22 protein-coding genes are annotated in these 21,844 nt (G+C 43.3%); 1 reads left to right on the top strand and 21 read right to left on the bottom strand.

Annotation, left to right across the window (positions count from 1 at the left end; genetic code table 11):
* Positions 1 to 97: 97 nt before the first annotated feature.
* On the top strand, positions 98 to 1,582 hold the full coding sequence (locus E5S68_RS08455; RefSeq protein ID WP_135783166.1) for a DUF1846 domain-containing protein: 1,485 nt from the start codon (positions 98 to 100) through the stop codon (positions 1,580 to 1,582).
* Between the two features lie 109 nt (positions 1,583 to 1,691).
* Here the strand turns inward: E5S68_RS08455 and E5S68_RS10575 are convergent, their stop codons facing one another.
* The 21 genes from E5S68_RS10575 to rpoC all read right to left on the bottom strand — a co-directional run bounded on the left by E5S68_RS10575 (position 1,692) and on the right by rpoC (position 21,842).
* Positions 1,692 to 1,847: a hypothetical protein gene (locus E5S68_RS10575; protein WP_167470856.1), complete on the bottom strand. Its 156-nt coding sequence runs from the start codon at positions 1,845 to 1,847 to the stop codon at positions 1,692 to 1,694.
* An 86-nt stretch (positions 1,848 to 1,933) separates the two neighbouring features.
* Positions 1,934 to 2,758: a 2-amino-4-hydroxy-6-hydroxymethyldihydropteridine diphosphokinase gene (gene folK, locus E5S68_RS08450; RefSeq protein WP_135783165.1), complete on the bottom strand. Its 825-nt coding sequence runs from the start codon at positions 2,756 to 2,758 to the stop codon at positions 1,934 to 1,936.
* Positions 2,759 to 2,784: 26 nt separating this feature from the next.
* Positions 2,785 to 3,339: a GTP cyclohydrolase I FolE gene (gene folE / locus E5S68_RS08445; protein ID WP_135783164.1), complete on the bottom strand. Its 555-nt coding sequence runs from the start codon at positions 3,337 to 3,339 to the stop codon at positions 2,785 to 2,787.
* 1 nt (position 3,340) lies between these two features.
* Entirely contained in the window at positions 3,341 to 4,645 is a 1,305-nt protein-coding gene (locus E5S68_RS08440) for a bifunctional folylpolyglutamate synthase/dihydrofolate synthase (protein WP_135783163.1), read from the bottom strand.
* A 16-nt stretch (positions 4,646 to 4,661) separates the two neighbouring features.
* Positions 4,662 to 5,618 (bottom strand): dihydropteroate synthase, encoded by a 957-nt coding sequence (folP, locus tag E5S68_RS08435; RefSeq protein ID WP_135783162.1) that lies wholly within the window; start codon positions 5,616 to 5,618, stop codon positions 4,662 to 4,664.
* Positions 5,619 to 5,778: 160 nt separating this feature from the next.
* A complete protein-coding gene (locus E5S68_RS08430) occupies positions 5,779 to 6,465 on the bottom strand; it encodes a CPBP family intramembrane glutamic endopeptidase (RefSeq protein ID WP_234697708.1) in 687 nt (228 codons plus the stop codon).
* Between the two features lie 148 nt (positions 6,466 to 6,613).
* Positions 6,614 to 7,810, bottom strand: coding sequence for an acetate kinase (locus E5S68_RS08425; RefSeq protein WP_135783160.1), 1,197 nt, complete (start codon positions 7,808 to 7,810; stop codon positions 6,614 to 6,616).
* A gap of 48 nt (positions 7,811 to 7,858) precedes the next feature.
* The gene (locus E5S68_RS08420; protein ID WP_135783159.1) at positions 7,859 to 8,812 is read right to left on the bottom strand and encodes a class I SAM-dependent methyltransferase; all 954 of its coding nucleotides are present in this window, start codon (positions 8,810 to 8,812) and stop codon (positions 7,859 to 7,861) included.
* 31 nt (positions 8,813 to 8,843) lie between these two features.
* On the bottom strand, positions 8,844 to 9,290 hold the full coding sequence (comGG, locus tag E5S68_RS08415; RefSeq protein ID WP_135783158.1) for a competence type IV pilus minor pilin ComGG: 447 nt from the start codon (positions 9,288 to 9,290) through the stop codon (positions 8,844 to 8,846).
* Entirely contained in the window at positions 9,256 to 9,708 is a 453-nt protein-coding gene (comGF, locus tag E5S68_RS08410) for a competence type IV pilus minor pilin ComGF (RefSeq protein ID WP_167470862.1), read from the bottom strand. The genes comGG and comGF overlap by 35 nt, the downstream gene beginning before the upstream one ends.
* The gene (comGE, locus tag E5S68_RS08405; protein WP_135783156.1) at positions 9,692 to 9,985 is read right to left on the bottom strand and encodes a competence type IV pilus minor pilin ComGE; all 294 of its coding nucleotides are present in this window, start codon (positions 9,983 to 9,985) and stop codon (positions 9,692 to 9,694) included. The genes comGF and comGE overlap by 17 nt, the downstream gene beginning before the upstream one ends.
* Positions 9,951 to 10,355 carry a competence type IV pilus minor pilin ComGD gene (gene comGD, locus E5S68_RS08400; protein WP_135783400.1) on the bottom strand — a complete coding sequence of 135 codons (405 nt, stop codon included), beginning with the start codon at positions 10,353 to 10,355 and terminating at the stop codon, positions 9,951 to 9,953. Before comGD ends, comGE begins: the two co-directional genes overlap by 35 nt.
* Positions 10,345 to 10,662: a competence type IV pilus major pilin ComGC gene (gene comGC / locus E5S68_RS08395; protein WP_135783155.1), complete on the bottom strand. Its 318-nt coding sequence runs from the start codon at positions 10,660 to 10,662 to the stop codon at positions 10,345 to 10,347. The genes comGD and comGC overlap by 11 nt, the downstream gene beginning before the upstream one ends.
* The gene (gene comGB / locus E5S68_RS08390) at positions 10,659 to 11,681 is read right to left on the bottom strand and encodes a competence type IV pilus assembly protein ComGB (protein ID WP_135783399.1); all 1,023 of its coding nucleotides are present in this window, start codon (positions 11,679 to 11,681) and stop codon (positions 10,659 to 10,661) included. Before comGB ends, comGC begins: the two co-directional genes overlap by 4 nt.
* Complete coding sequence (gene comGA / locus E5S68_RS08385; protein ID WP_135783154.1) at positions 11,623 to 12,564, bottom strand: competence type IV pilus ATPase ComGA; 942 nt, start codon at positions 12,562 to 12,564, stop codon at positions 11,623 to 11,625. The genes comGB and comGA overlap by 59 nt, the downstream gene beginning before the upstream one ends.
* Before the next feature lie 92 nt (positions 12,565 to 12,656).
* Positions 12,657 to 13,049: a DUF1033 family protein gene (locus tag E5S68_RS08380; protein ID WP_135783153.1), complete on the bottom strand. Its 393-nt coding sequence runs from the start codon at positions 13,047 to 13,049 to the stop codon at positions 12,657 to 12,659.
* Positions 13,050 to 13,285: 236 nt separating this feature from the next.
* Positions 13,286 to 14,389: a family 8 glycosyl hydrolase gene (locus tag E5S68_RS08375; RefSeq protein WP_135783152.1), complete on the bottom strand. Its 1,104-nt coding sequence runs from the start codon at positions 14,387 to 14,389 to the stop codon at positions 13,286 to 13,288.
* Positions 14,390 to 14,397: 8 nt separating this feature from the next.
* Complete coding sequence (locus E5S68_RS08370) at positions 14,398 to 15,708, bottom strand: glycosyltransferase family 2 protein (protein WP_135783151.1); 1,311 nt, start codon at positions 15,706 to 15,708, stop codon at positions 14,398 to 14,400.
* Between the two features lie 142 nt (positions 15,709 to 15,850).
* Complete coding sequence (locus E5S68_RS08365) at positions 15,851 to 16,639, bottom strand: hypothetical protein (RefSeq protein ID WP_135783150.1); 789 nt, start codon at positions 16,637 to 16,639, stop codon at positions 15,851 to 15,853.
* Positions 16,639 to 17,793 carry a non-hydrolyzing UDP-N-acetylglucosamine 2-epimerase gene (gene wecB, locus E5S68_RS08360; protein WP_135783149.1) on the bottom strand — a complete coding sequence of 385 codons (1,155 nt, stop codon included), beginning with the start codon at positions 17,791 to 17,793 and terminating at the stop codon, positions 16,639 to 16,641. The genes E5S68_RS08365 and wecB overlap by 1 nt, the downstream gene beginning before the upstream one ends.
* 392 nt (positions 17,794 to 18,185) lie before the next feature.
* A complete protein-coding gene (gene rpoC / locus E5S68_RS08355; RefSeq protein WP_135783148.1) occupies positions 18,186 to 21,842 on the bottom strand; it encodes a DNA-directed RNA polymerase subunit beta' in 3,657 nt (1,218 codons plus the stop codon).
* Positions 21,843 to 21,844 lie beyond the last annotated feature (2 nt).

The raw sequence follows: 21,844 nt of genomic DNA, 5'->3' as shown, positions 1-21,844 counted from the left end.
TGAATATTGCAACGGGTGTTCTTTTGCACTCCCCTTTCCTTGCGTGGAAGGCGGAGCACCGCTAAAGATCACCCTCGCTTCTTTATTGGAGGTTTAAATGAAGAAACAAGCTTTTAGTTCTGAAAAGTATTTGAATTTGCAACGCGATCATATCCTCGAGCGCATCAACCAATTTGATGGCAAGCTCTACCTAGAGTTTGGAGGAAAAATGCTGGAAGATTTCCATGCTGCCCGCGTCCTCCCTGGTTATGAACCAGACAATAAAATTAAACTTCTCCAAGAACTCCGCGAACAAGTGGAAATTGTCATTGCCATTAATGCCAGCAACATCGAGCACTCAAAAGCGCGTGGCGACCTCGGTATCTCCTATGATCAAGAAGTTTTCCGCTTGATCGATAAATTTAACGAATTAGGCATCTATGTGGGCTCTGTCGTTGTCACACAGTACTCTGGGCAGCCTGCTGCAGACCTCTTCCGCAAACAGTTGGAAAAGAATGGCATTGCCTCTTACCTCCACTACCCAATCAAGGGCTACCCAACGGATATGGACCATATCATCTCTCCTGAGGGAATGGGGAAAAACGACTACATTCAGACCAGTCGCAACCTCGTTGTCGTGACAGCTCCTGGTCCTGGTTCTGGTAAATTGGCTACCTGCATGTCCAATATGTACCATGATCAACTGAATGGCATCAAATCTGGTTATGCTAAGTTCGAGACTTTCCCAGTTTGGAACCTGCCTTTGCACCACCCGGTGAATCTAGCCTATGAAGCTGCCACAGCAGATCTAGACGACGTCAATATGATTGACCCATTCCACCTTCAAACCTACGGCGAAACAACGGTCAACTACAACCGAGATATCGAAATCTTCCCTGTCTTGAAGCGAATGTTGGAACGCATCTTAGGAAGATCTCCTTATGCTTCCCCAACGGATATGGGAGTGAACATGGTCGGCTTTGCCATCGTGGACAACGATGCAGCGATTGAAGCCTCTAAGCAAGAAATTATCCGCCGTTACTACCAAACCATTCTGGATGTAAAAGCGGAGCGTGTTGGAAGTGGGGCTATTAAGAAAATTGAACTCTTGATGAATGACTTAGGCATTTCACCAAAAGATCGCCAAGTCACCATCCTTGCCCGCCAGAAAGAAGAAGAAACTGGCGATCCTGCCTTGGCCCTCGAATTGCCGAACGGAGAAACCGTGACAGGTAAGACTTCTGACTTATTTGGTCCAACGGCAGCTGTTCTCATCAACGCCATCAAGAAATTAGCCCATATTGATAAAGAAACCAAGTTAATTGAGCCAGAATATGTGAAACCAATCCAAGGCTTAAAGATCAACCACTTGGGCAGTCACAACCCTCGCCTCCATTCAAATGAAATCCTCATCGCCCTAGCCATTACAGCTATGAACCATCCAGAGGCGAATCTTGCCATGCAAGAATTGGAGCGTTTGAAAGGGAGCGAAGCCCATTCAACAGTGATGTTGACAGATGAAGATAAGAACGTTCTTCGCAAACTGGGTATCCATGTCACTATGGATCCGGTTTACCAATACGATCGCTTGTACCGCAAATAAAGAAAACCAAGGCTAGACCTTTCGTCCTAGCTCCGTATACAAAAAATCCCTTGGATGCCTGAAATAGTTGGCACCCAGGGGTTTTTTCATAGTTTAGTTGGATAGAGAATTACCTCTCCTTAAAAAGATAGAGAACCACAGCCAGTATCAGGACAAGAAGAATGGGATACACTTCTTTTGGAAGAAAGTCCGTTTCCAAACTCAACCAAAGGAAAAGAACAGCTAAGACAATCGCGATCAACCATTTTACAAGATAAGATTTCATCAGCCCCTCCACTCCTAGTCTAATTAGGCTTAGTATACTCCTGCTCAATCAACCTGTCAAGAAACAAAAGGTAGTTGACCCTTGGATCAACTACCTTTTGTTTCTTTCACAGCCTCCCACAATTGTCGGATCTGTTTTCGTTGGACAGGATCCACAAAGTAAGGGGCAATTTCATTTAAGGATTCTAGGATAAATGCCCGTTCTGCCACATAAGGATGAGGGAGAATCAAATCCGGACTATAGAGGATCAAATCCTCCATATAAAGGAGATCTAAATCGATGACACGTGGTCCCCATTTGACCTCACGGACCCGACCCATTTCTAGCTCGATTTCTAGCAAGGTCTCAATCAAGTCTTGGGGCGTAAACCAGGTTTCGACCTCTACGACTTGGTTAAGGAAGCTATCCTGCTCGACCCCTCCCCAAGGCGCTGTCTCAATCTGAGAAGAGGTTTGGAGAATCATAATCCCCTTTTCTTCTAATTTAGATACAGCTGTTGCTAACTGTTGTCCCTTATCTCCCATATTGCTACCAAGACCAATAAAGGCCCGTTTTTTCTCCCGCTCAATCGTGACAGAACAAGTATCCAAAGGTAGAGCAACTGGTGCCCAAGGTTTTTTTACCTCTAAACGAACCTTACTAACAAAATTATAGGTTTCAAAGATGTGTTGAACCAGCTGGAAGGCTACCGTTTCAATCAAATCAACCTGATCTCCCTGCATCCATCCTGTCAACTGCTCGGCTAAAATCCCATAATGAATAGATGACGTTAGGTCCTCGGTACGAGCTGTTCGCGTCATATCATAATCGATACAAACATCTAGGACAAAGCGTTGCCCCATTTCTTTTTCAGCTTGGAAAACTCCATGATAAGCATAGACTTCCAAGTCTTTAATTCGTAATTGATCCACTTTTTTTACCTCTGTTGATCTAGAAATTAGTGCCCCATCAACTTGTAGGCTTCATTTTTCAAGTCTTTATCTGTCTCTAACAAACCACGCGCTGCTGTTGTTACCGTTGCAGTTCCAGGTTTCCGGACTCCTCGCATATTCATACACATATGCTCTGCTTCTACCCATACCAAGGCTCCTTGCGCTCCCAGATACTCCATCAAGGCATCTGCGATTTCCACAGTTAAACGTTCCTGGATTTGAGGTTTTTTGGCATACACTTCTACCGTCCGAGCCAGCTTAGAGAGACCCGCTACGCGTCCATTTGGGATATAGGCAATGTGAACCTTGCCGTAGAAAGGCAAGAAATGGTGCTCACACATGGAATGGAAGAAAATATCTTTTTCTACCACCATATTGTTATCAATAATCTCAAAAGACTTAGATAAGTGCTCTTCAGCAGTTTGATTGAGACCAGCAAAAATCTCCTGGTACATCTTGGCAATGCGCTCTGGGGTTTCTTGTAGCCCTTCACGGTTTCCATCTTCACCGACTGCTTCGATGATCATCTTCACGGCTTCTTGAATTTTCTTTGTATCCATTTCATCTCCTACTGATTTTTTCGATTAGAAAGGCTCTGACTTGAGCCAAAAAGTATAAGGATCCCGTCACTAAGAGGAGATCAGATTGTTGCGACTCTTTTTCTATATAATTCGTTAAAAATAGCTTCCACTCCTGATGAGGTAAGCCTTTTTGGAGAGCTATCTCCTGTGTTTCTTTTACTGAATAGGCTCGCGGATCCTCAAAGGTCGTCAAGGTCAATTGACTTCCTTCCAGTTCCAACCATAGATCTAGCATCTCTTCAATCGCCTTGGTTTGGATACAGGTAAACAATACTTGCTTGTCCAACTGGGCATAACGTTCCTGCAAGGTTTCTATGAGAGGCCTTACTGCGTGTGGATTATGGGCCCCATCCAGAATGATAAGGGGTTGAGTCGAAATGATTTCTAGCCTACCTGGCCATTGAACCTGGGACCAGGCCTGGATGATTTCGTCCTGACTTAAAAGTGAAAGTCCCCTTTCTTGAAAAAAGGCATCACAAAGAGCTAGCGCTAGACCAGCATTGTCTACTTGATAAATTCCCAGAAGGCCTGTTTTTAATTGGACTTCTGAGCGATTCTGACTCTGGTAGGTAAAAACTTCCCCGTCTGCCAGTGACTCTTGGTAGCAAACCAGAAAATCCTGTCCTAATACTTCTACTGGTGCTGATAGACGATGAGCCTCTTGAACAATGACTTCTTGAGCTTCTAACTCTATCCGCCCTAGCAAAACAGGAATTTTTTCCTTGATAATCCCCGCCTTTTCCCGCGCAATCGAGGCCACATCCGGTCCTAAGAGGGCCACATGATCCAGACCAATGGTGGTGATGGCCGTCAAAATAGGCTGACAAACATTGGTACTGTCGAGACGGCCACCCATGCCTACTTCCATAATGACCACATCTGGCTTCTCTGCTGCAAAATAATCAAAAGCCATGGCCGTTATCAATTCGAACTCTGTCAAACCGAGCAAGGTCTGATCAGAACTATTTCTTTCAAGCAGATCCCGATACAGAGCCAAATAATCTTCTAAATCTTTGTCCGAAATGGGAACCCCATTGATACCGATTTGCTCATTAAAAGAAACTAGATAGGGAGAGGAGAAAACCCCCACCCGCAATCCTCTAACCTCTAGTAAAGATCGTAAATGGGCTATAGTCGAACCCTTTCCATTGGTTCCAGCTAAATGGATTACAGGACAGACTAAGTGAGGATTCCCCCTTAAGGCGAGTATGGCTTCCATTCGCTCCAAACCAAAATGTGGTTCGGAAGAACGATACGTAGCTAACCAACTGAGATCTACTGTCATATCTCTTCTCTTTTCTTTACCGATATTGTTTCAAATGAAGGTCCTGGGCCTGGTCAGCTTGATGGATAGAGTTACCGATAGCTACCGCCATCTTATGAAGAGGAACATCGTGTACACGAACAATTTCTACTCCTTGACTGGCAGCAATACTCGTCAAATGACTAGAAGCCAAATCCCGATTATAGAATCCTTCTTTCGTCTCAGGGTTGGTCTCAAATCCCTCTTCTTCCAGAATATTGACCACAAAGCGCTTCCGAGAGACACCTAAAAAGATCGGATAGCCCTTGGCATGAATGGTTTTTAAGTCCTGCAAGAGTTGGAGGTTTTCCCGTTTGGTCAAGCCAAAACCAATCCCTGGATCTAAGAAAAGCTGATCCTGGCTCAAACCTGCTGCCTCTGCTTTTTGTAGACTCTTAGCAAAGAAGGTCCACATGCATTCAGGAATGGAAAGTTGATCAAACCGCTCCAACTCCTCAGATGAAAAAGCGGGTTCAAAACCAAAGGTTGGAAAAATCACAGAACTCGGATGATGGGGACGAGCCATAACTGGGTTAAACATAAGGATTGCTCCGGCTCGAGCCTCTGCAATCACTCTTGCCATTTGCGAATCCCCTAGCAAGCCTGTAATATCATTGACCAGGTCTGCGCCAGCTTCTATGGCTGCTCGGGCCACCTCTGACTTCCAGGTATCAACCGAAATCAAGATATCACTCTCTGCTCGAATTGCTTCAATTACTGGTACAACTCGTTGAATCTCTTCTTGAATTTCCACAAAGTGACTCCCCGGACGCGTGGACTCCCCACCAATATCCAGCATCCTTGCTCCTTCTGCAATTAACTTTCGAGCTTGTTCTAGTGCTCTTTCGACCGTTTGATAGCATCCGCCATCTGAAAAGGAATCGGGGGTAACATTGAGGATTCCACATAGTAGGGTCCGCTCCTTGCCTAGTTGTCTCCAATCATACTTTACCATTTTATCCTATCTTTCTATATGGGCATCCTATAGGGCATAGAAAAGAGGTCAGAATCATTCTAACCTCTGAGTTCTAGTTTTTCTGCACTTAGTTGACTGACTCTGTCGAAATCCCCAAGTTCCCTCAATAAACCCATTGGTGATACCATTCTACCATATTTTAAGCGGGAAGAAAAGAAAGCAGGATAGTTACCAGAAAGGCAAAACTATTCAAGGTCAAGTGCAATAAAATCGAATATTCTACACGTTTATACCGATAAGCGACCCAAGTCAAGATGAGGGACATTCCACCATAGATGATCCAAGAACCAAGATTACTTGGACCATGCAAATAAGCAAAGACTGCAGCTCCGACTAAATAACCAATTTTTTCATAACCTTTAAAGACTAATCGGGGAACGACTGCCCGACAGATAATTTCTTCTCCTAAAGGCGCCACAACAACAAGAAGTAAACCCATCGCCAGCTGAGGAGCCACCGAAGAAAGCCCCTGAATTGTTTCCTGATTGGCTGTAGTGGTCTCTCCTATATTCTGAAGCACTGTAGCTCCCACAAAATTATTTGCAAGTAGAAGCAAAAAGAAAAGGAAATTTCTTCCAAGATCTCGACCCGAAATCTGTGAAAAATCTAGCCGATCTAAAGGGCTCCACTTCATAAACCACCAAAGGAGACAGACAAGCAGAGTTGTCATTCCCAGGACAAGGGCATTGATCATCAAGTCAGACCAAGCATATTGAACTCCGTAAAACAAAGCCACCATAGGAAGCTGAGTCGCTAGAAATAGGGCTGTCCCGATCAGTAGCCATAAACCATTCGAAATCCATTTCTTTTTCATCCATTTTTTCATTATTTTACCTCTATGTTCAAACTATTTTTCTAGTATACCATAGATATGTAAGCTCAGCAAGCCTGTTGTCTATAGAACTCATCTAAATGGTTAGCAGATGAAAAAGAGGGGCTAGAAAAGCCACCTCTTTCTGCATGTTTCATTCATTTTATTGCTTATTTTTCAACCGTTCTACATCACGGGCAATGACTAACTCTTCATCTGTTGGAATGACCAAGACTCTCACCTTAGCATCCGGTGTTGAAATATCTCCCTCTGCACCAAAGACGTTCTTTTCTGGATCCACAGCACAGCCAAACCAAGTCATCCCATCAATGACTTGTCCACGGATCGTTTTAGAATTTTCCCCGATACCAGCTGTAAAGACAATGGCATCTGCTCCGTTCAAGACGGCAAAGTATTGACCGATGTATTTCTTAATACGGTCGACAAAAATATCGTTGGCCAAGAGTGCTTTGTCATTCCCACTGCGCATAGCTTCGTGAATATCACGCATATCGCTAGAAAGCTCAGACACCCCTAGAAGACCAGATTCACGGTTCAAGATACGACTGATATTTTCTGGATTTTTGAAATCTTCTGTGTGCTCCATCAAGTAAGGAATAATGGCAGGGTCAATATCCCCTGTACGTGTTCCCATCATGATTCCACCAAGTGGCGTGAAGCCCATAGAAGTATCTACAGAAATCCCTTTATCTACCGCTGTAATAGAAGCACCATTCCCAATGTGGCAGGTGATCAATTTCAACTCTTCGATTGGTTTTCCAAGAAGCTTGGCCGCTTCGTGGGCTACATACTCATGACTGGTTCCATGGGCTCCATATTTACGAACCTTGTTTTCAGTATAATATTTAGTCGGAAGAGGATAACGATAAGCTTTTTCAGGCATTGTTGTATGGAAAGAGGTGTCAAATACAACAACGCTGGTAATATCTGGCAACAATTCTTTGAAGGCACGGATCCCAGCAGCATTGGCAGGGTTGTGCAATGGAGCCAACAAAGAAAGTTCCTCAACCTTTTGAATCACTTCTTCATCTACAAGAGCAGATTCTTTGAAATACTCACCACCTGCAACGACACGGTGTCCCACTCCAGTGATTTCATCGTAAGATGCAATAATGTGAAAACGAATCAAATCATCAAGTAGAATTTTAACCGCTTGTGTGTGGTTCTCAATATCTAAAACCTGTTTTTCTGCTCGACCATCAAATTTTACTGTAGAAATGGAATCTTTAAGTCCAATTCTCTCGATGAGCCCTTTTGCCAAAACTGTTTCTTCTGGCATTTGGTATAATTGCCATTTCAAACTTGAACTACCTGCATTAATTGCAATTGTTTTCGTCATTTTTTTACCTCTTTAAGCGTTTTCACTCCTATTATAGCAAAATTTTGTTTAAATTTCACTTTCTTTATTCCAGTTTTGAAAACTTTCACGGAATTTCATAACGTCTTCCTGATTTTGCAAATCGGTCAAGGGATAGACAAATGGTTGGATTACCGCTTCTTCTTGCTTGCGTAAAACAAAGATGGTTTTTGCCAGATTGGCTGATCGAAAGAGGTTCTCTGGCAAGGTCACCATGGCCAAGACCTGAGCATGATCTTGCATCCATTTTTTCAACAGTGGGCTCTGCTCACTCGTCAAAAGATCATTCGGAGCTAGAAAAATAGCGACGCCACCCGGTTTTAAGTATTTTAGTGATTGTTCGATCAATAAATGATGGGCATAGGTGTGGCCCTGAGGGGAAGCGACCTGGTAACGACTCGCAATGGCATCATCTGGATAATAACCGACAGGTAAATCGCTGATAATCACATCGCTCTCCTTCAAAACCTGTGGCCGAACGGCATCACCTTGGGCAAAATTCACATCTGCCTTCATCACTTCTGCCATACTGGCCGCAAGGTCAATCAAGAGATCATCGATTTCCAATCCCAAATAATCTAACGAGCGCTGACAGTTGTTCATCAAGGTTTGGGCTAAGTTTCCTGTTCCACTTCCCATTTCTAGCACATCTACTTTGTCAGAACTAGCCAACTGATCCACTAGAAAGACCAGAAGAAATCCAATCCCATCTGGCGTAAATTGGTGATTGGCTTGTAGGGGCTCTGTTTGGGCTGCCTTCATCAATAGATATTGGAAGGAGCGACGCCATTCTTCCTTGTTCAAGTTCAAGTCCTTCAGCCGCTGGTTGTTTCCCTTCACTAGAGTCAACTCTGTTTGCCCATCCAGATAGATGGCATTCTGCTCCACTAGAGCATCATAAAAGTTGCTCTGCAAATCATTTTGAATAGTTTGGGTATTTTCTAATAGGTAGCCGTAGGCTTTCTCAATTTTTTCGAAATTCATGCTTTCCTCCATCTCTTAATCATATCAAATTTTAAGAGTTTTCGCTATGCTTTTCGAAGACCTGAGGCTTCTCTTCCTCAGTTGTGGTCGAGTGGTCTGTAGCTGAATCTGGAGCTTGCTTCTGCTTTTTCTTCTTGTCGGTTTTTTTCTTCTCGCTAGGAGGAAGGGCAAAGGTGAAATGGTAGGTTCTCCCATCCTCTAAGTGACTGCTGACCTCAGCAAAGTCCGATTTTTCTTCCAAATCGACTCGGCCAGTTGAGAAGGTCATTGTTTTTTCTTCCCGGTCCCAAGTATCAACAGCCAATTGAGCTTGCGCATAAGCCTGAATCCGGTGCTGACTAGCAAGGAGGATCCGTCTCTCTGCCACTTGCCGATTCAGATAGAACTGAAGCAAAAGACTAAAAACCGCCGACATAAAGAGGGCATAAAGGAGGATTCCAGCCTCAATCTGCTTCTTTTTTATCCTTTTCCACCACACGATAGACCACCTCCCTTTCTAACCCTTCTTCAAAACGCAGTTGAATAGACACCAGATCCCCACTTTTTTCAATCAAGGCGGATTCAACGCCTTCTATCATCGGTTGGTAGCCACGGCCAGTCGCATCTGTCTTTCGGATATCTCCCCCTTTAGCCAATCCAATGGCTATGGGTTTCTGATCCTGAACAAGATAGAGTTTATTGTCTCTGACCCCTTCAAATTGGCTCCGAGATAATTCAATGTCCAGTTGGTCCTGAAAAAGCAACCACTCTTCTTGCTTGATTTGGCTTTGGTACTGGAGTTCTTGACGCAAGAGGCTTGTCAATCCTTGAAACACCAATAAACCACCACTGATAACGAGCAGGGCAACCAAGGCCTCCAATAAAGTAAAGGCTGGAAGTTTATTTCTTTTCAACAGCAATCACAACCTTTCCCTCATGATAGACCTTTAAGGACTTGGCAGATTTCTCCACTTGAACACTGACCTGGTTGATGGTCAATTGATCCTGCCTTGTCTGGATAGCCATTTTTGCGACTCGCAAGACTTCTGCCTTCTGTAACTCCTCTAGTCTTCTTTGACGAGATTGACGTATTTCTCCCAGCAAAAGTGTCGTCAGAGAGGCAAAAATGGCTAGAGCAATCAAACCTTCAAACAAAAGACTAGCGCGGAGTCGTTGATTTCTTAATTTTTCCATTCCCAATCGCCAACTGATAGGTCACCACCTCTTTCTCCGTTTGAAATTGAATCTTAGTCAAGGAAGAATTTCCTCCCGCTCCATTAAAGACAATTTGGCTCTCTTTGATAAGTTGAACACCCTTCGGAAGGGAAAGTTCTTGATAAGGGCTACGGACCCCCTTCTGATCGATGGTGAGGATCCCTTTCTCCTCTCTTCCTATACTCATCTTTTGCGTCTCTTGGTAGACCCGCTCAAACTCAGAAAAAAAGAGCTTTTCTTCCACCTGATCAAAGGCTTGATAGATCGATCCTGATAAAAGCCAGCAGGCAAGACTTACAATTCCCAATGTCAACAGGCTTTCTAGCAAAGTGAAGGCCTTAATCTGCAACCGCACGCTGATCACCTGTATTCTTTTTGTAATGGGCTCGATAAGCCTCTGCTTGTTTTTGGGTGATCTGCCCTTCTGCCACCAGCTTAGAAAGGCTGGCTGTTTCATTGGTATGATTGAGTTCGTAGAGTTCAGCCTGACTCTCTACAACTTTGACCACCGCACGATTTCCTGTATCTGTTACCGAATCTTTCTGCTTGGTCAAATTCGGAACAAAGAGCAAAAGAAGAACGCTGATAATCAGCAAAACAACAAGCATTTCAATCAGAGTAAAAGCTTGTACTTTCAATTTGTGAAATGATTTCATAGATGTACCTCTAAATTTTCATAGATCGGCAGCAACATGGCTGCATAGAGTAAAACAATCATCAGAGCGACAAAAATAAACACCAAGGGTTGGACCAGATTCATGGCTTTATTCAAGCGATGAAAAAAACCTTCCCAGGTCTTATCTGCAAACACTTCTAACTCACTTCCTAACTTGGACTTAGCTTCCCCATACTCAATCATGAGAGTCAATTCATTCTTAAAGAAGGAATAGGTCTGAATGTGCTCTGAAAAGGATCTACCGTTGGCTAAAGCCATCTCTAAATCCCGTCCAATCTCGCGAAAAAGCTGAGAACGTTGAGCTTGCATCATAGGAAACACTTGGCTCAACTCCAAACCTTGAGCAATCATATTCCCCCATTCACGAGCGTAATAGGCCGTCAGGTAATCCTGCAAAAAAGGACGGATAAGAGGGAGACGAGCTAAACAGCTAACTAAAGGCAAACGTCTCGATCGGCGTCCTACGATAAAGAGGAAACAGCCGATGAGCGCAAAAAGGAAACTTCCTATCAAAAAATACTGAGGAAAGACACTGATAAAACGGGTCGCCCCATTCTGGCTATCCAACTGGGGAAGCAGGTAATTTTTTAAGCCTAGCATAATCAAGACTAAAAAGCCCAATAAGAGGAGGGGATAGGTCGCAACCTCCACTAACTTTTTGCGGACCTGGGTCAAATTTTCTAAATAGCTACGAATCTTTTCCAAACTAAGGGTCACATTTCCATGGAGCTCTGCCAAGGCCAATTGGGTCGTTACCTGATCTGAGAAGCCTAAATCGGATAAAATTCCAGATAGGGACTTGCCGTTAGCCAGGCTGGTCCGCATGGCTTCTACAAAAGCTGGCTCTACCAACTGACTGCGTCCTAGAAAGTCAATAATCTCAGACAGGTGAAAACCACTGCAATATAGATTATGGAAAAGCTCAATCACATGACTTTGTTTAGCAATCGATAATTTTTTCGGCTTGCGCCTGATCCAGCTGGATATATCCAGCTTCATAAAGTGCATCAATTTGTTGGTTCCATTTTTTGCTGGAATGCTGTTGATAGTCTTTGGTGACAAAGTCTGTGACACCTCCTCCCTTAATCAAGCGCTGGTAGCAAACCCCTTGGAGTACAATCTTTAATTCCTCCTCGCTCACTCCTAGCTCCAGTAGACGCTCATAGACTCCTGGAATACTCTTTGCATGGATGGTCGAAAAAACTGTAACACCTGTCAAGCTAGCCCGAACAACAGCTCTGGCTGTCTCTTGGTCTCGGATTTCACCAATCATCAATAAATCTGGGCGATGCCGCAAGGAAAGTTTGATTAAAGAATCATAGGTCATACCAATCGCTTCATTTAGTTGCAGTTGCAAGACTTCTTCTTGTTTGATTTCTACCGGGTCTTCGATGGACATGACCTGCTGGCCTGCAAATTTCCCCTTGGCCAAGGCATGCATCAGGGTCGTCTTCCCCGATCCGACTGGGCCTGAGAATAGATAAAGCCCTCTCCCACTCACCTTTTCTTCTAACTCCTGAAGCTGATCAAACCAAAAGCGGAGTTCTCGTTCCTGATTATGTAAGAGGCGAATGACAAGACTTTCATCCCCTCGGTAATCTCCTACGGTGGATAGACGTAAGGATAAGACGATGTCTCCTAAAGCATAATCACAGGAACCTAACTGACTCCTTCGCCTCTCTCCGACATTCATCCCTGCTACAAACTTAAAATGACTGATGACCGCTGCCATCTGCTCTCTCTCATACGATTGAACAAAGCGCCTTTCATCTCCAATCCTCAAATAGAGCTGGTATTCTCTAGCACGAGGCACAAAATAAATATCCTGAGCCTCTTCTTGGTGGGCTCTACGAATAATAGCTTGGGCAATTTCTTGAACCATATTTCCTCCTTTCACTATAATATTCGTAAAAGATTCCCTTAAATCATCCTCTCATCAAAAAAATGGATAAAAAAAGAGAAATCCTATGCACTTCACGGATTTCTCGTTTCTATTTTCTTTGTGTCGAACCCAATTTTGCAAGAGCGGTGGATTCTGTGCCCATTCCCTTTTTCATAGCCAGGACGTAGTTTACTGTTTGGTATTTTTTCGTCATTTTCTAACAAAGCAATGGAATGATACTGCTGAACATATTCTACACATTCTTCACACCATCTTCGATCTTGAGGATCCCAAAATATGGTCATTAGGTCACTTCGACTTTTGAAAAGAGGAGATTGTCCTCTTAGGACTAGCCACTTCTGCTTATAATATTTCAAGGCTTCATAGTAATCATCAAAGTGGCGACTACTGACGATGTCTTTTTCCCAATCTTCTAAAAACCACCAAGGTTCAGAATCTCCATACATCTCAATTACTTGATACATCTTTCTCTCCATTTCCTGTATAAAATATTATATATAAAATCCTTTGATATTGAAAGAATTCTGCTTAAGAAAGTCAATTCAGTAGATTATTCCAGATTTTTTCCTATAAATTCTTCTAAAAGTGTACGACTTTTCCCTATCCAGTCTTTTTTTTGACAGAAAAAAAGGCTGGGGTAAGTACCCAGCCTTCGATTAATAATAGCAATAACTGCAAGACTCAGTAGCTGATTGGCTTCTTAGAAGAGATCCAAGGCAATCATCGTCGTCATGGTCGCATCATAATAGTTCCCTAACGGAAGATCTTGCATAAAAATATATTTACTTTGTTGGACCAATTTGAGGTAGTCGTTTTCATCTGCTGCCGCATAAACAACTGGTGCAATAAAGCTAGCTGCCTGGTGTTGATTTAAGGTATTTCCTTTTAGGTCGTAACCAGCATAGATATTCCGTTGCTTCATGAAGAAGTCTAACATCTTTTTAACCAGTTTCTGACTAGTCTTATCCTGACTTTGCGCTAAGTTGTACGGTAGTCGACAAGCATTGTAAGAATAGGCCCCATCATATTTGGATTCGATGGTTTTCGGATCCGCTATACGAGTCCCTTCCTCGTCAGCCCAAATAAAGTCCGGAAGGAGTCCTGTCTCATGATGAGAGCTGATTTGGTCTAGTCGTTTCAACATCTCATCCTTAATCTTCAACCACTGACCATTCCCTGACAATTGATAAAAGACTTGGAAATAATGAGGAAGGGTATCTGATGTCCGCATTAAGTTGTAGAACTCAGAATCTTGATTGGCCCAATTCCCCACTGTTAAGACACCTGTGTCTTCATTGAAATTGTACTTAAGAATATCCTCTAAAATAGCCTTAGCCTGTTTTTGGTACTCTTTGGCTTGCTTCGGCCATTGATTGCTAGCCTGAATCAAAGCATAGGCAATGTAGAGGTCTCCATCTGTTGCATTTTGATCCTCGACGGTCACTTTCCCTTTGTTGATTATTTGTTTCCAAGACATCAATTGGGTATCATCCAAACGATGATTCTTATAGTAACGATAAAGACGATCAAAATCTTCTTGACTGGCTAATCCTTTACTAGCCGCTTCTACTGTGATAAGCATTCCATAACTTTGGGCTTCAGATAAGACTACGGTATTTTTATCACTGTTGGTCGTGCGAACATAGGCCTCTTTCCCATCTTTTACCACAAAATGCTCACTCCACTGACGGTAAATACGATTGCGCATCAATACCTTGCTTCTACTTCTCGCTAGGAATAAAGTTAAACAGAAGATTGCCAGGATGACCACAAACCATAAATATTTCATTTTTTTTGTTCTCATAAGTCCTCCTAACCGGCGAATCGCTTAGTTTTCACCCACTTGGTCCCTTCGCGATGAAGAAGCTTGGCCATCACGATAGAAGAAATGGAATCAATGGATACGATGATAAAGAGCTGTGAATAACTGAAATAGGCTGCCAAGGCCAACCAGATTTGCTTGATGGTGGCTTGGCCAAACTGAGAAGCTAAGGCAACGTTGATTTGAAGCAAGTAGAGTCCAATCATCAAGACCCAGTTAAAGAGCATCAATTGTGCAATATAAATGTTTTCAGAGTCGAAGGCGAATGGAATCTGAACTCCTGGTGCAAATGAGTGGACAATCATGGCGATGATATTGGCAAGAAAGATCAAATCAGATAAGACAATCGCAGCATTAAACCAGAAGAAGATACATGAATAGTTGATAACTTCTAATTTCACACGCCAATTTCCTTTACCAAATAAGTGTTTGAAATTGGAAAGAACAACCTCATAGTTTCCTTTTGCCCAGCGTTTGCGTTGCATATAGTAAGTCTTTAAGGTTTCTGGTTCCTGCTGGAAGGCTTCTGAATTATAAGCAAGGGCAATCAATTTCCCACTTTGCATAATCTTAAAGGAAATGTCCGTGTCCTCTGTCAAAGCCCCATTTTTCCATCCACCAATACTTCTTACAAAGTCTGTTTGGATAATGAAGTTGGTCCCTGGAATTCGGCCAATTTTGAAGAGGTGCCACATCCCCACATGATGCACCCGTTGCGTCACAACAATCTCTTGGTTGATACAACGGGTCAAGAAATTCTGACCAGCATTTCTTGTCTTATTCCGGCCAAAGGATGCCACACGACGTTCTGGGTCTTTCAAAACTTCTTTTACAAGGAAATAAAGCGCATTTTTTTCAGGCATGGCATCAGCATCATAGACACAGATATAGTCTCCTGTTGCCATTTTTAAAGCGTCATTCAGAACACCTGCTTTACCACCTGTCCCTGTCCGATCGATAATGGTCAAGTCTCGTCCTGCATACTCAGGAAGTGCCTTGACAGCCAAACACTCTTCATAGGTGCGATCTGAACAGTTATCTGCAAACAAGAGCAACTCTACCCTGTCATGAGGATAATTCATATCCAAAATCGCTTTAGCCGTCTGTGCGATAACTACATCTTCATTGTGGGCTGGTACGACAATCGTTACTTTTGGATAGTAAGGGAGAGGGCTGGTATCAACACGAAAATCACTATGCTTAAACCAAAAATGAACGGCCGAAAATAAAATGACCAAACCCCAAGCTAGCGAAATCCAAATAGAAATCAAGGTGAAAATCATAAAAATTTGACTAATCATGGTCTACCCCCTTGAAGTTTTTATTCACTCGATGATAAATCACCGTATAGGAAATAAACAGAATTACAAAGCACAGGGAAAAGAAGAAACTAATCCCCAAGGCAAGCCCAAAAAATATATTTGTCAGAGTCATCGGTTCCTCCTAATATTCCACAATAATATCCGTCTCTAATTGACGCTTCAAGTTACTAATCATTTCTTTATAACGATGGAACTTGGTTCGGTTGATTGAATCCACTTCGAGATAGCCCGTTTGGAATTGGATAGCTTGATTGCCGTCCTCCCCTTTAAAGACCAATCCTTCCAACTGACCTTTCAATTGAGTCTGATAAAAGTCCTGTAAGTTTCGTTGAGTTCCATTGGTCAAAATAAGGAAGCTACCGTCTGAAACATAATATAGTTTTTCATTTTCGTTTAAGTGAAGAGAAATTAAATACCGAATTTGATTGAGCGTTCGATTGTATTCTCGTGGTTGTACCTGAAAAAAGAGTTCTTCGTGTGACCAATGAATCAACAGGGCCTGAATTTTCTCTCCAGTTTGTCCACCAGAAGTGGTTATCAAGGAGCGATACGTAGCATAGGCTTCTTCTTCTTGATTCTGCACCTTGGCTACTTCTTTAAATAAATGATAGCGAATTTGCGACAAGATTCCAATTAAGATTGGAAAGCTAAAGAGCAGAATCAGGGCCTGATAACCTGGAATATAAACAATCCCAGCGACAAGGAAGATAATTCCTAGACCAAAAGAAATCAAAATAGTCCACGTAAGAAGCAAATCTGATAAGACAAGGGATGCAAATAAACCCAACATCAAAAACAAAATTTGTTCTAAAATCATTTCTCGTGCAAAGAACAAGCAAAATAGCATGAGAACCAGTTCAAATCCTAACAGGATCAGCAACCAATTACCAAGTTTGTTTTTCTTTTTCATTAACCTTCCTCTCCCTCTTTAAATTCGGATACTGATTCGACTAAGCCATAGTAGTGCTGAATGGCTTGGACAATTCGCTCAGATGCCTTCCCATCCCCATATGGATTCGGAGCCAGGGCCATGGCCTGATAGAACTTATCGTCGGTTAACAAGGTGGTCATCGCTTCCTTGACCCGCTCTGGGTTTGTTCCAACCAGCTTCAAGGTCCCAGCTCTCACACCTTCTGGACGCTCTGTCGTATCACGAAGAACCAAAACTGGTTTTCCTAAAGAAGGAGCTTCCTCTTGGACACCACCAGAATCCGACATGATGAAATAACTTCTAGATGCGAGATTATGGAAATCAAGAACATCTAATGGAGCAATCAGGTGAATTCTCTCGTGATTCCCTAAAATCTCATTCGCCGCTTCCTGTACAGCTGGACTGAGGTGAACTGGGTAAACAACTTCCAATTCTGGATGAGCATCCACCATCTCTCTCAGAGCTCCAAATACAGCCCGCATGGGTTGACCTTGATTTTCTCGACGGTGCATCGTCACTAGGACCAACTTCTTCAATCGATCGAATTGGTCCAATACCTCATGATGATAATCTTCTTGCACCGTTAATTGAAGGGCATCAATAGCTGTATTCCCTGTAATGAAAATAGCAGACTCAGGATGGTTTTCCTTCAACAAATTGGCTTTACTGTCACTCGTTGGTGCAAAATACAAATCTGCTAGATTATCGGTCATTTGCCGGTTCATTTCCTCTGGATAAGGAGAGTACTTATCAAAAGTCCGGAGACCAGCTTCAACGTGACCGATACGAACTTGATTATAAAAAGCAACCAGACTCGCTGCAAAAGTAGTTGTCGTATCCCCGTGCACCAGAATCATATCCGGCTTCTCTTCCTTGACCACCGGATCAAATTTTTCAAGAATTCGAGCAGTAATGTCTAAAAGGGATTGATTTTTTCCCATAATATCCAAATCGTATTCTGGCTGAATCTTGAAGGTCTCTAGAACCTGATCCAGCATTTGCCGATGTTGGGCTGTAACGACAGTTACCGTATCAATTCGGTCATGTTGCTTCTGCAACTCTAAGACAAGAGGAGCCATCTTAATCGCTTCAGGGCGTGTCCCAAAAACAACCATCACCTTTATCTTTTTCATCTTATCACCCTTTATATTATAGTAGTTTCAACAATTTCTACTTTTTTTGTATATCTTCCTCATTCTACCTCCATTAGCTTCAAATGTCAAACTAACTTGATAGCTTCGTAATGCATTTAATCGAATTTTAATACTCTGTAATTTTCGTGTAATATTCAAGAGGTTATCAGTGAAAAAACCCTTGTCCTAATTGGTTTTTTTACCAATTTATTTCTACAATCAAAGGATTTTAAGTGCCCATAGACTAGTCAAAATACTTCCTAAATATTCACATTATATTCATTTTTTCGCATACTATAAAAGGGTGTTTATTGAGAGATTATAGACCTCTTTATTCATTTTTAAGCATAAAAAAGAAGCCTTACTGAAGATCAGTAAAACCTCTTTTAGGATTAATTTTCTTCCACTACAGCAGTTGTTTCGACGACCTCTGTTGCTTCTTCTGTAACTGGAACTTCTTCGATAATTTCGACTTCATTGACTGCCTGTGGTTCCAAGTTGCGGTAACGAGCCATACCTGTACCAGCAGGAATAATCTTACCAATGATAACATTTTCCTTAAGTCCAAGGAGATGGTCTTTCTTACCACGAATGGCTGCGTCAGTGAGGACACGAGTTGTTTCCTGGAAGGAAGCTGCTGACAAGAAACTATTGGTTTCAAGAGAAGCCTTGGTGATTCCCATAAGGACTGGACGAGCCGTCGCTGGAACCCCACCAGAAATAACCACATCACGGTTGGCATCTGTAAAGTCTGTGATATCCATGAGAGTACCCATGAGAAGGTCTGTATCTCCTGGATCCATAACACGAACCTTACGGATCATTTGACGCACCATTACCTCGATGTGTTTGTCACCGATTTCCACCCCTTGGCTACGGTATACTTTTTGTACTTCCGCAAGGAGGTAAGTTTCAACAGACAAGACATCACGAACGGCAAGGAGACGTTTTGGTTGGATAGACCCTTCTGTCAATGCCGCACCACGAGATACTTGATCTCCCACTTCGACTTTCATGCGGGCTGTATAAGGGACAACGTATTCTCCCTCACCTGTCGCACCACGAACAAAGACTTTCTTGGTCCGTGTAGAAGCATCTTCTTCAATGGCTGTGACTTCCCCTTTGACCTCAGTGATGACCGCTTCCCCTTTTGGATTGCGGGCTTCAAAGATTTCTTGGACACGAGGAAGACCTTGCGTGATATCGGTATTTGAGGCAACCCCACCCGTGTGGAAGGTACGCATGGTCAACTGTGTACCAGGTTCCCCGATAGATTGGGCAGCGATGGTTCCGACTGCTTCACCAACTTCAACCGCATCACCAGTCGCCAAGTTGATACCGTAACAGTGACGGCAGACACCATGACGGGTGTTACATGTAAAGACAGAGCGGATAGTGACTTCTTCAACATCAGCATTGACAATTTCACGTGCTAGGTCTTCTGAAATCAAAGTATCTGGACCAACGATGACTGCACCTGTTTCAGGATGTTTAACCGATTTCTTGGTATAACGACCTGTCAAACGTTCTTCGAGGGGCTCGATCATTTCCTTGCCATCAGTAATGGCACGGATCACAAGTCCACGGTCAGTTCCACAGTCATCCTCACGGATAATAACGTCTTGGGCAACGTCAACCAAACGACGTGTCAAGTATCCTGAGTCGGCTGTCTTAAGGGCCGTATCGGTCATCCCTTTACGAGCACCGTGAGTAGAGAAGAACATTTCGAGTACTGACAAACCTTCGCGGAAGTTTGACAGGATTGGCAATTCCATAATCCGTCCGTTTGGAGCAGCCATCAGACCACGCATACCGGCAAGCTGTGAGAAGTTGGAGATGTTCCCACGGGCTCCAGAGTCCATCATCATAACGATTGGGTTCTTCGGATCTTGGTTATCTACCAAGCGTTTTTCCAGTTTCTCACGGGCTGCACGCCATTCGGCTGTAACGGCATTGTAGCGCTCATCATCTGTAATCATCCCGCGACGGAACTGTTTCGTGATTTGTTCTACACGTTTGTGAGATTCTTCAATGATTTCAGCTTTATCTTCAACAACTGGAATATCGGCAATCCCCACTGTCAAACCAGCAAGGGTTGAGTGGTGGTAACCTAAGTCTTTCAAACGGTCCAAGAAAGCAGATGTTTCTGTTGTACGGAAGCGTTTGAAGATTTCTGCGATGATATTTCCAAGATTTTTCTTCTTGAACGGAACGTTTAATTCCAATTTCTCAATTGCTTCTTTGACATCTTGACCAGATTCCAAGAAGTATTTAGCTGGAACTCCTTCTGTCAAGTTAGCATTATTTGGCTCTTGAAGATACGGAAGTTCTGCTGGCATGATATCGTTGAAGAGAATCTTACCGACAGTAGTCAAAAGAATTTTGTGTTTTTGATCTTCTGTCCACGGTTTATCCAAACTATCAGTCGCAATACCGACGCGACTGTGCAAGTGAACATAACCATTGCGAAGGGCCATCACTGCTTCGTTACGGTCTTTGAAGACCATTCCTTCTCCTTCACGACCAGCTTCTTCCATGGTCAAGTAGTAGTTCCCCAAAACCATGTCCTGAGATGGAGTAACAACTGGTTTCCCATCTTTCGGGTTCAAGATGTGCTCAGCAGCCAACATCAAGATACGTGCTTCTGCTTGAGCTTCTTCTGAAAGCGGTACGTGGATGGCCATTTGGTCCCCGTCAAAGTCGGCATTGTAGGCTTCACAGACAAGTGGGTGCAAGCGAAGAGCTTTCCCATCAATCAAGACTGGCTCGAAGGCTTGGATCCCCAAACGGTGAAGGGTCGGTGCGCGGTTCAAGAGAACTGGGTGTTCTTTGATCACTTCTTCTAGGATATCCCAAATACGTTCATCTCCACGTTCGACCAAGCGTTTAGCGGCTTTAACGTTTTGTACAATATCACGCGCAACGATTTCACGCATGACAAATGGTTTAAAGAGCTCGATGGCCATTTCACGTGGCACACCACATTGGTACATTTTAAGAGTTGGACCAACGGCGATAACGGAACGTCCTGAGAAGTCCACCCGTTTACCGAGCAAGTTTTGACGGAAGCGTCCTTGTTTCCCTTTGAGCATGTGGCTCAACGATTTAAGTGGGCGGCTACCTGGTCCTGTAATTGGACGACCACGACGACCATTGTCAATCAAAGCGTCAACCGCTTCTTGAAGCATCCGCTTCTCATTTTGCACGATGATCCCTGGTGCATTCAATTCCAAGAGACGAGCCAAACGGTTGTTCCGGTTGATTACACGACGATAAAGGTCGTTCAAGTCAGAAGCCGCAAAACGACCACCATCTAATTGGACCATTGGACGTAAATCTGGTGGAATAACGGGAAGGATGTTGAGAATCATCCATTCAGGCTTGTTGCCAGATTTGTAGAAGGCATCCAAGACATCTAGACGACGAACAGCTTTGACACGTTTTTGGCCTGTTGCTGTCTTCAACTCTTCTTTCAGAAGGGCAATCTCAGATTCTAGATTAACTTGTTTCAAGAGATCCTGAATCGCTTCCGCTCCCATCTTGGCAATAAAGGAACCTGGTCCGTATTCACGCAAGCGTTCACGGTATTCGCGTTCTGTCATGATAGATTTGTGCTCAAGCGGTGTATCTTTTGGATCGATCACCACGTAAGCCGCGAAATAGATGACTTCTTCGAGGGCACGAGGGCTCATATCCAAGGTCAATCCCATACGAGAAGGGATTCCCTTGAAGTACCAGATATGTGATACAGGTGCTTTCAACTCGATGTGACCCATGCGTTCACGACGAACTTTTGCACGTGTTACTTCTACACCACAGCGGTCACAAACAATCCCTTTGTAACGGATTCGTTTGTATTTTCCACACGCACATTCCCAGTCTTTTGTAGGTCCAAAGATGACTTCATCAAAGAGACCTTCACGTTCTGGTTTCAATGTACGGTAGTTGATTGTTTCAGGTTTCTTGACCTCTCCATAAGACCATGAGCGGACCTTGCTTGGAGAAGCTAGGGTGATTTGCATACTTTTAAAACGATTTACATCAACCACTA

Origin of the sequence: Streptococcus rubneri (genome assembly GCF_004785935.1) — a bacterium.
In the GTDB taxonomy this organism is placed as follows: domain Bacteria; phylum Bacillota; class Bacilli; order Lactobacillales; family Streptococcaceae; genus Streptococcus; species Streptococcus rubneri.
This window is presented reverse-complemented; position numbering and strand designations above follow the sequence as displayed.

What these genes read in the sequence shown, in the direction of transcription:
- E5S68_RS08455 (WP_135783166.1), top strand. Translation starts at nt 98, where the DNA reads ATGAAGAAACAAGCTTTTAGTTCTGAAAAGTATTTGAATTTGCAACGC.
- E5S68_RS10575 (WP_167470856.1), bottom strand. Translation starts at nt 1,847, where the DNA reads ATGAAATCTTATCTTGTAAAATGGTTGATCGCGATTGTCTTAGCTGTT.
- folE (WP_135783164.1), bottom strand. Translation starts at nt 3,339, where the DNA reads ATGGATACAAAGAAAATTCAAGAAGCCGTGAAGATGATCATCGAAGCA.
- E5S68_RS08440 (WP_135783163.1), bottom strand. Translation starts at nt 4,645, where the DNA reads ATGACAGTAGATCTCAGTTGGTTAGCTACGTATCGTTCTTCCGAACCA.
- folP (WP_135783162.1), bottom strand. Translation starts at nt 5,618, where the DNA reads ATGGTAAAGTATGATTGGAGACAACTAGGCAAGGAGCGGACCCTACTA.
- E5S68_RS08430 (WP_234697708.1), bottom strand. Translation starts at nt 6,465, where the DNA reads ATGAAAAAATGGATGAAAAAGAAATGGATTTCGAATGGTTTATGGCTA.
- E5S68_RS08425 (WP_135783160.1), bottom strand. Translation starts at nt 7,810, where the DNA reads ATGACGAAAACAATTGCAATTAATGCAGGTAGTTCAAGTTTGAAATGG.
- E5S68_RS08420 (WP_135783159.1), bottom strand. Translation starts at nt 8,812, where the DNA reads ATGAATTTCGAAAAAATTGAGAAAGCCTACGGCTACCTATTAGAAAAT.
- comGE (WP_135783156.1), bottom strand. Translation starts at nt 9,985, where the DNA reads ATGGAAAAATTAAGAAATCAACGACTCCGCGCTAGTCTTTTGTTTGAA.
- comGC (WP_135783155.1), bottom strand. Translation starts at nt 10,662, where the DNA reads ATGAAATCATTTCACAAATTGAAAGTACAAGCTTTTACTCTGATTGAA.
- comGB (WP_135783399.1), bottom strand. Translation starts at nt 11,681, where the DNA reads ATGAAGCTGGATATATCCAGCTGGATCAGGCGCAAGCCGAAAAAATTA.
- comGA (WP_135783154.1), bottom strand. Translation starts at nt 12,564, where the DNA reads ATGGTTCAAGAAATTGCCCAAGCTATTATTCGTAGAGCCCACCAAGAA.
- E5S68_RS08380 (WP_135783153.1), bottom strand. Translation starts at nt 13,049, where the DNA reads ATGTATCAAGTAATTGAGATGTATGGAGATTCTGAACCTTGGTGGTTT.
- E5S68_RS08375 (WP_135783152.1), bottom strand. Translation starts at nt 14,389, where the DNA reads ATGAGAACAAAAAAAATGAAATATTTATGGTTTGTGGTCATCCTGGCA.
- E5S68_RS08370 (WP_135783151.1), bottom strand. Translation starts at nt 15,708, where the DNA reads ATGATTAGTCAAATTTTTATGATTTTCACCTTGATTTCTATTTGGATT.
- E5S68_RS08365 (WP_135783150.1), bottom strand. Translation starts at nt 16,639, where the DNA reads ATGAAAAAGAAAAACAAACTTGGTAATTGGTTGCTGATCCTGTTAGGA.
- wecB (WP_135783149.1), bottom strand. Translation starts at nt 17,793, where the DNA reads ATGAAAAAGATAAAGGTGATGGTTGTTTTTGGGACACGCCCTGAAGCG.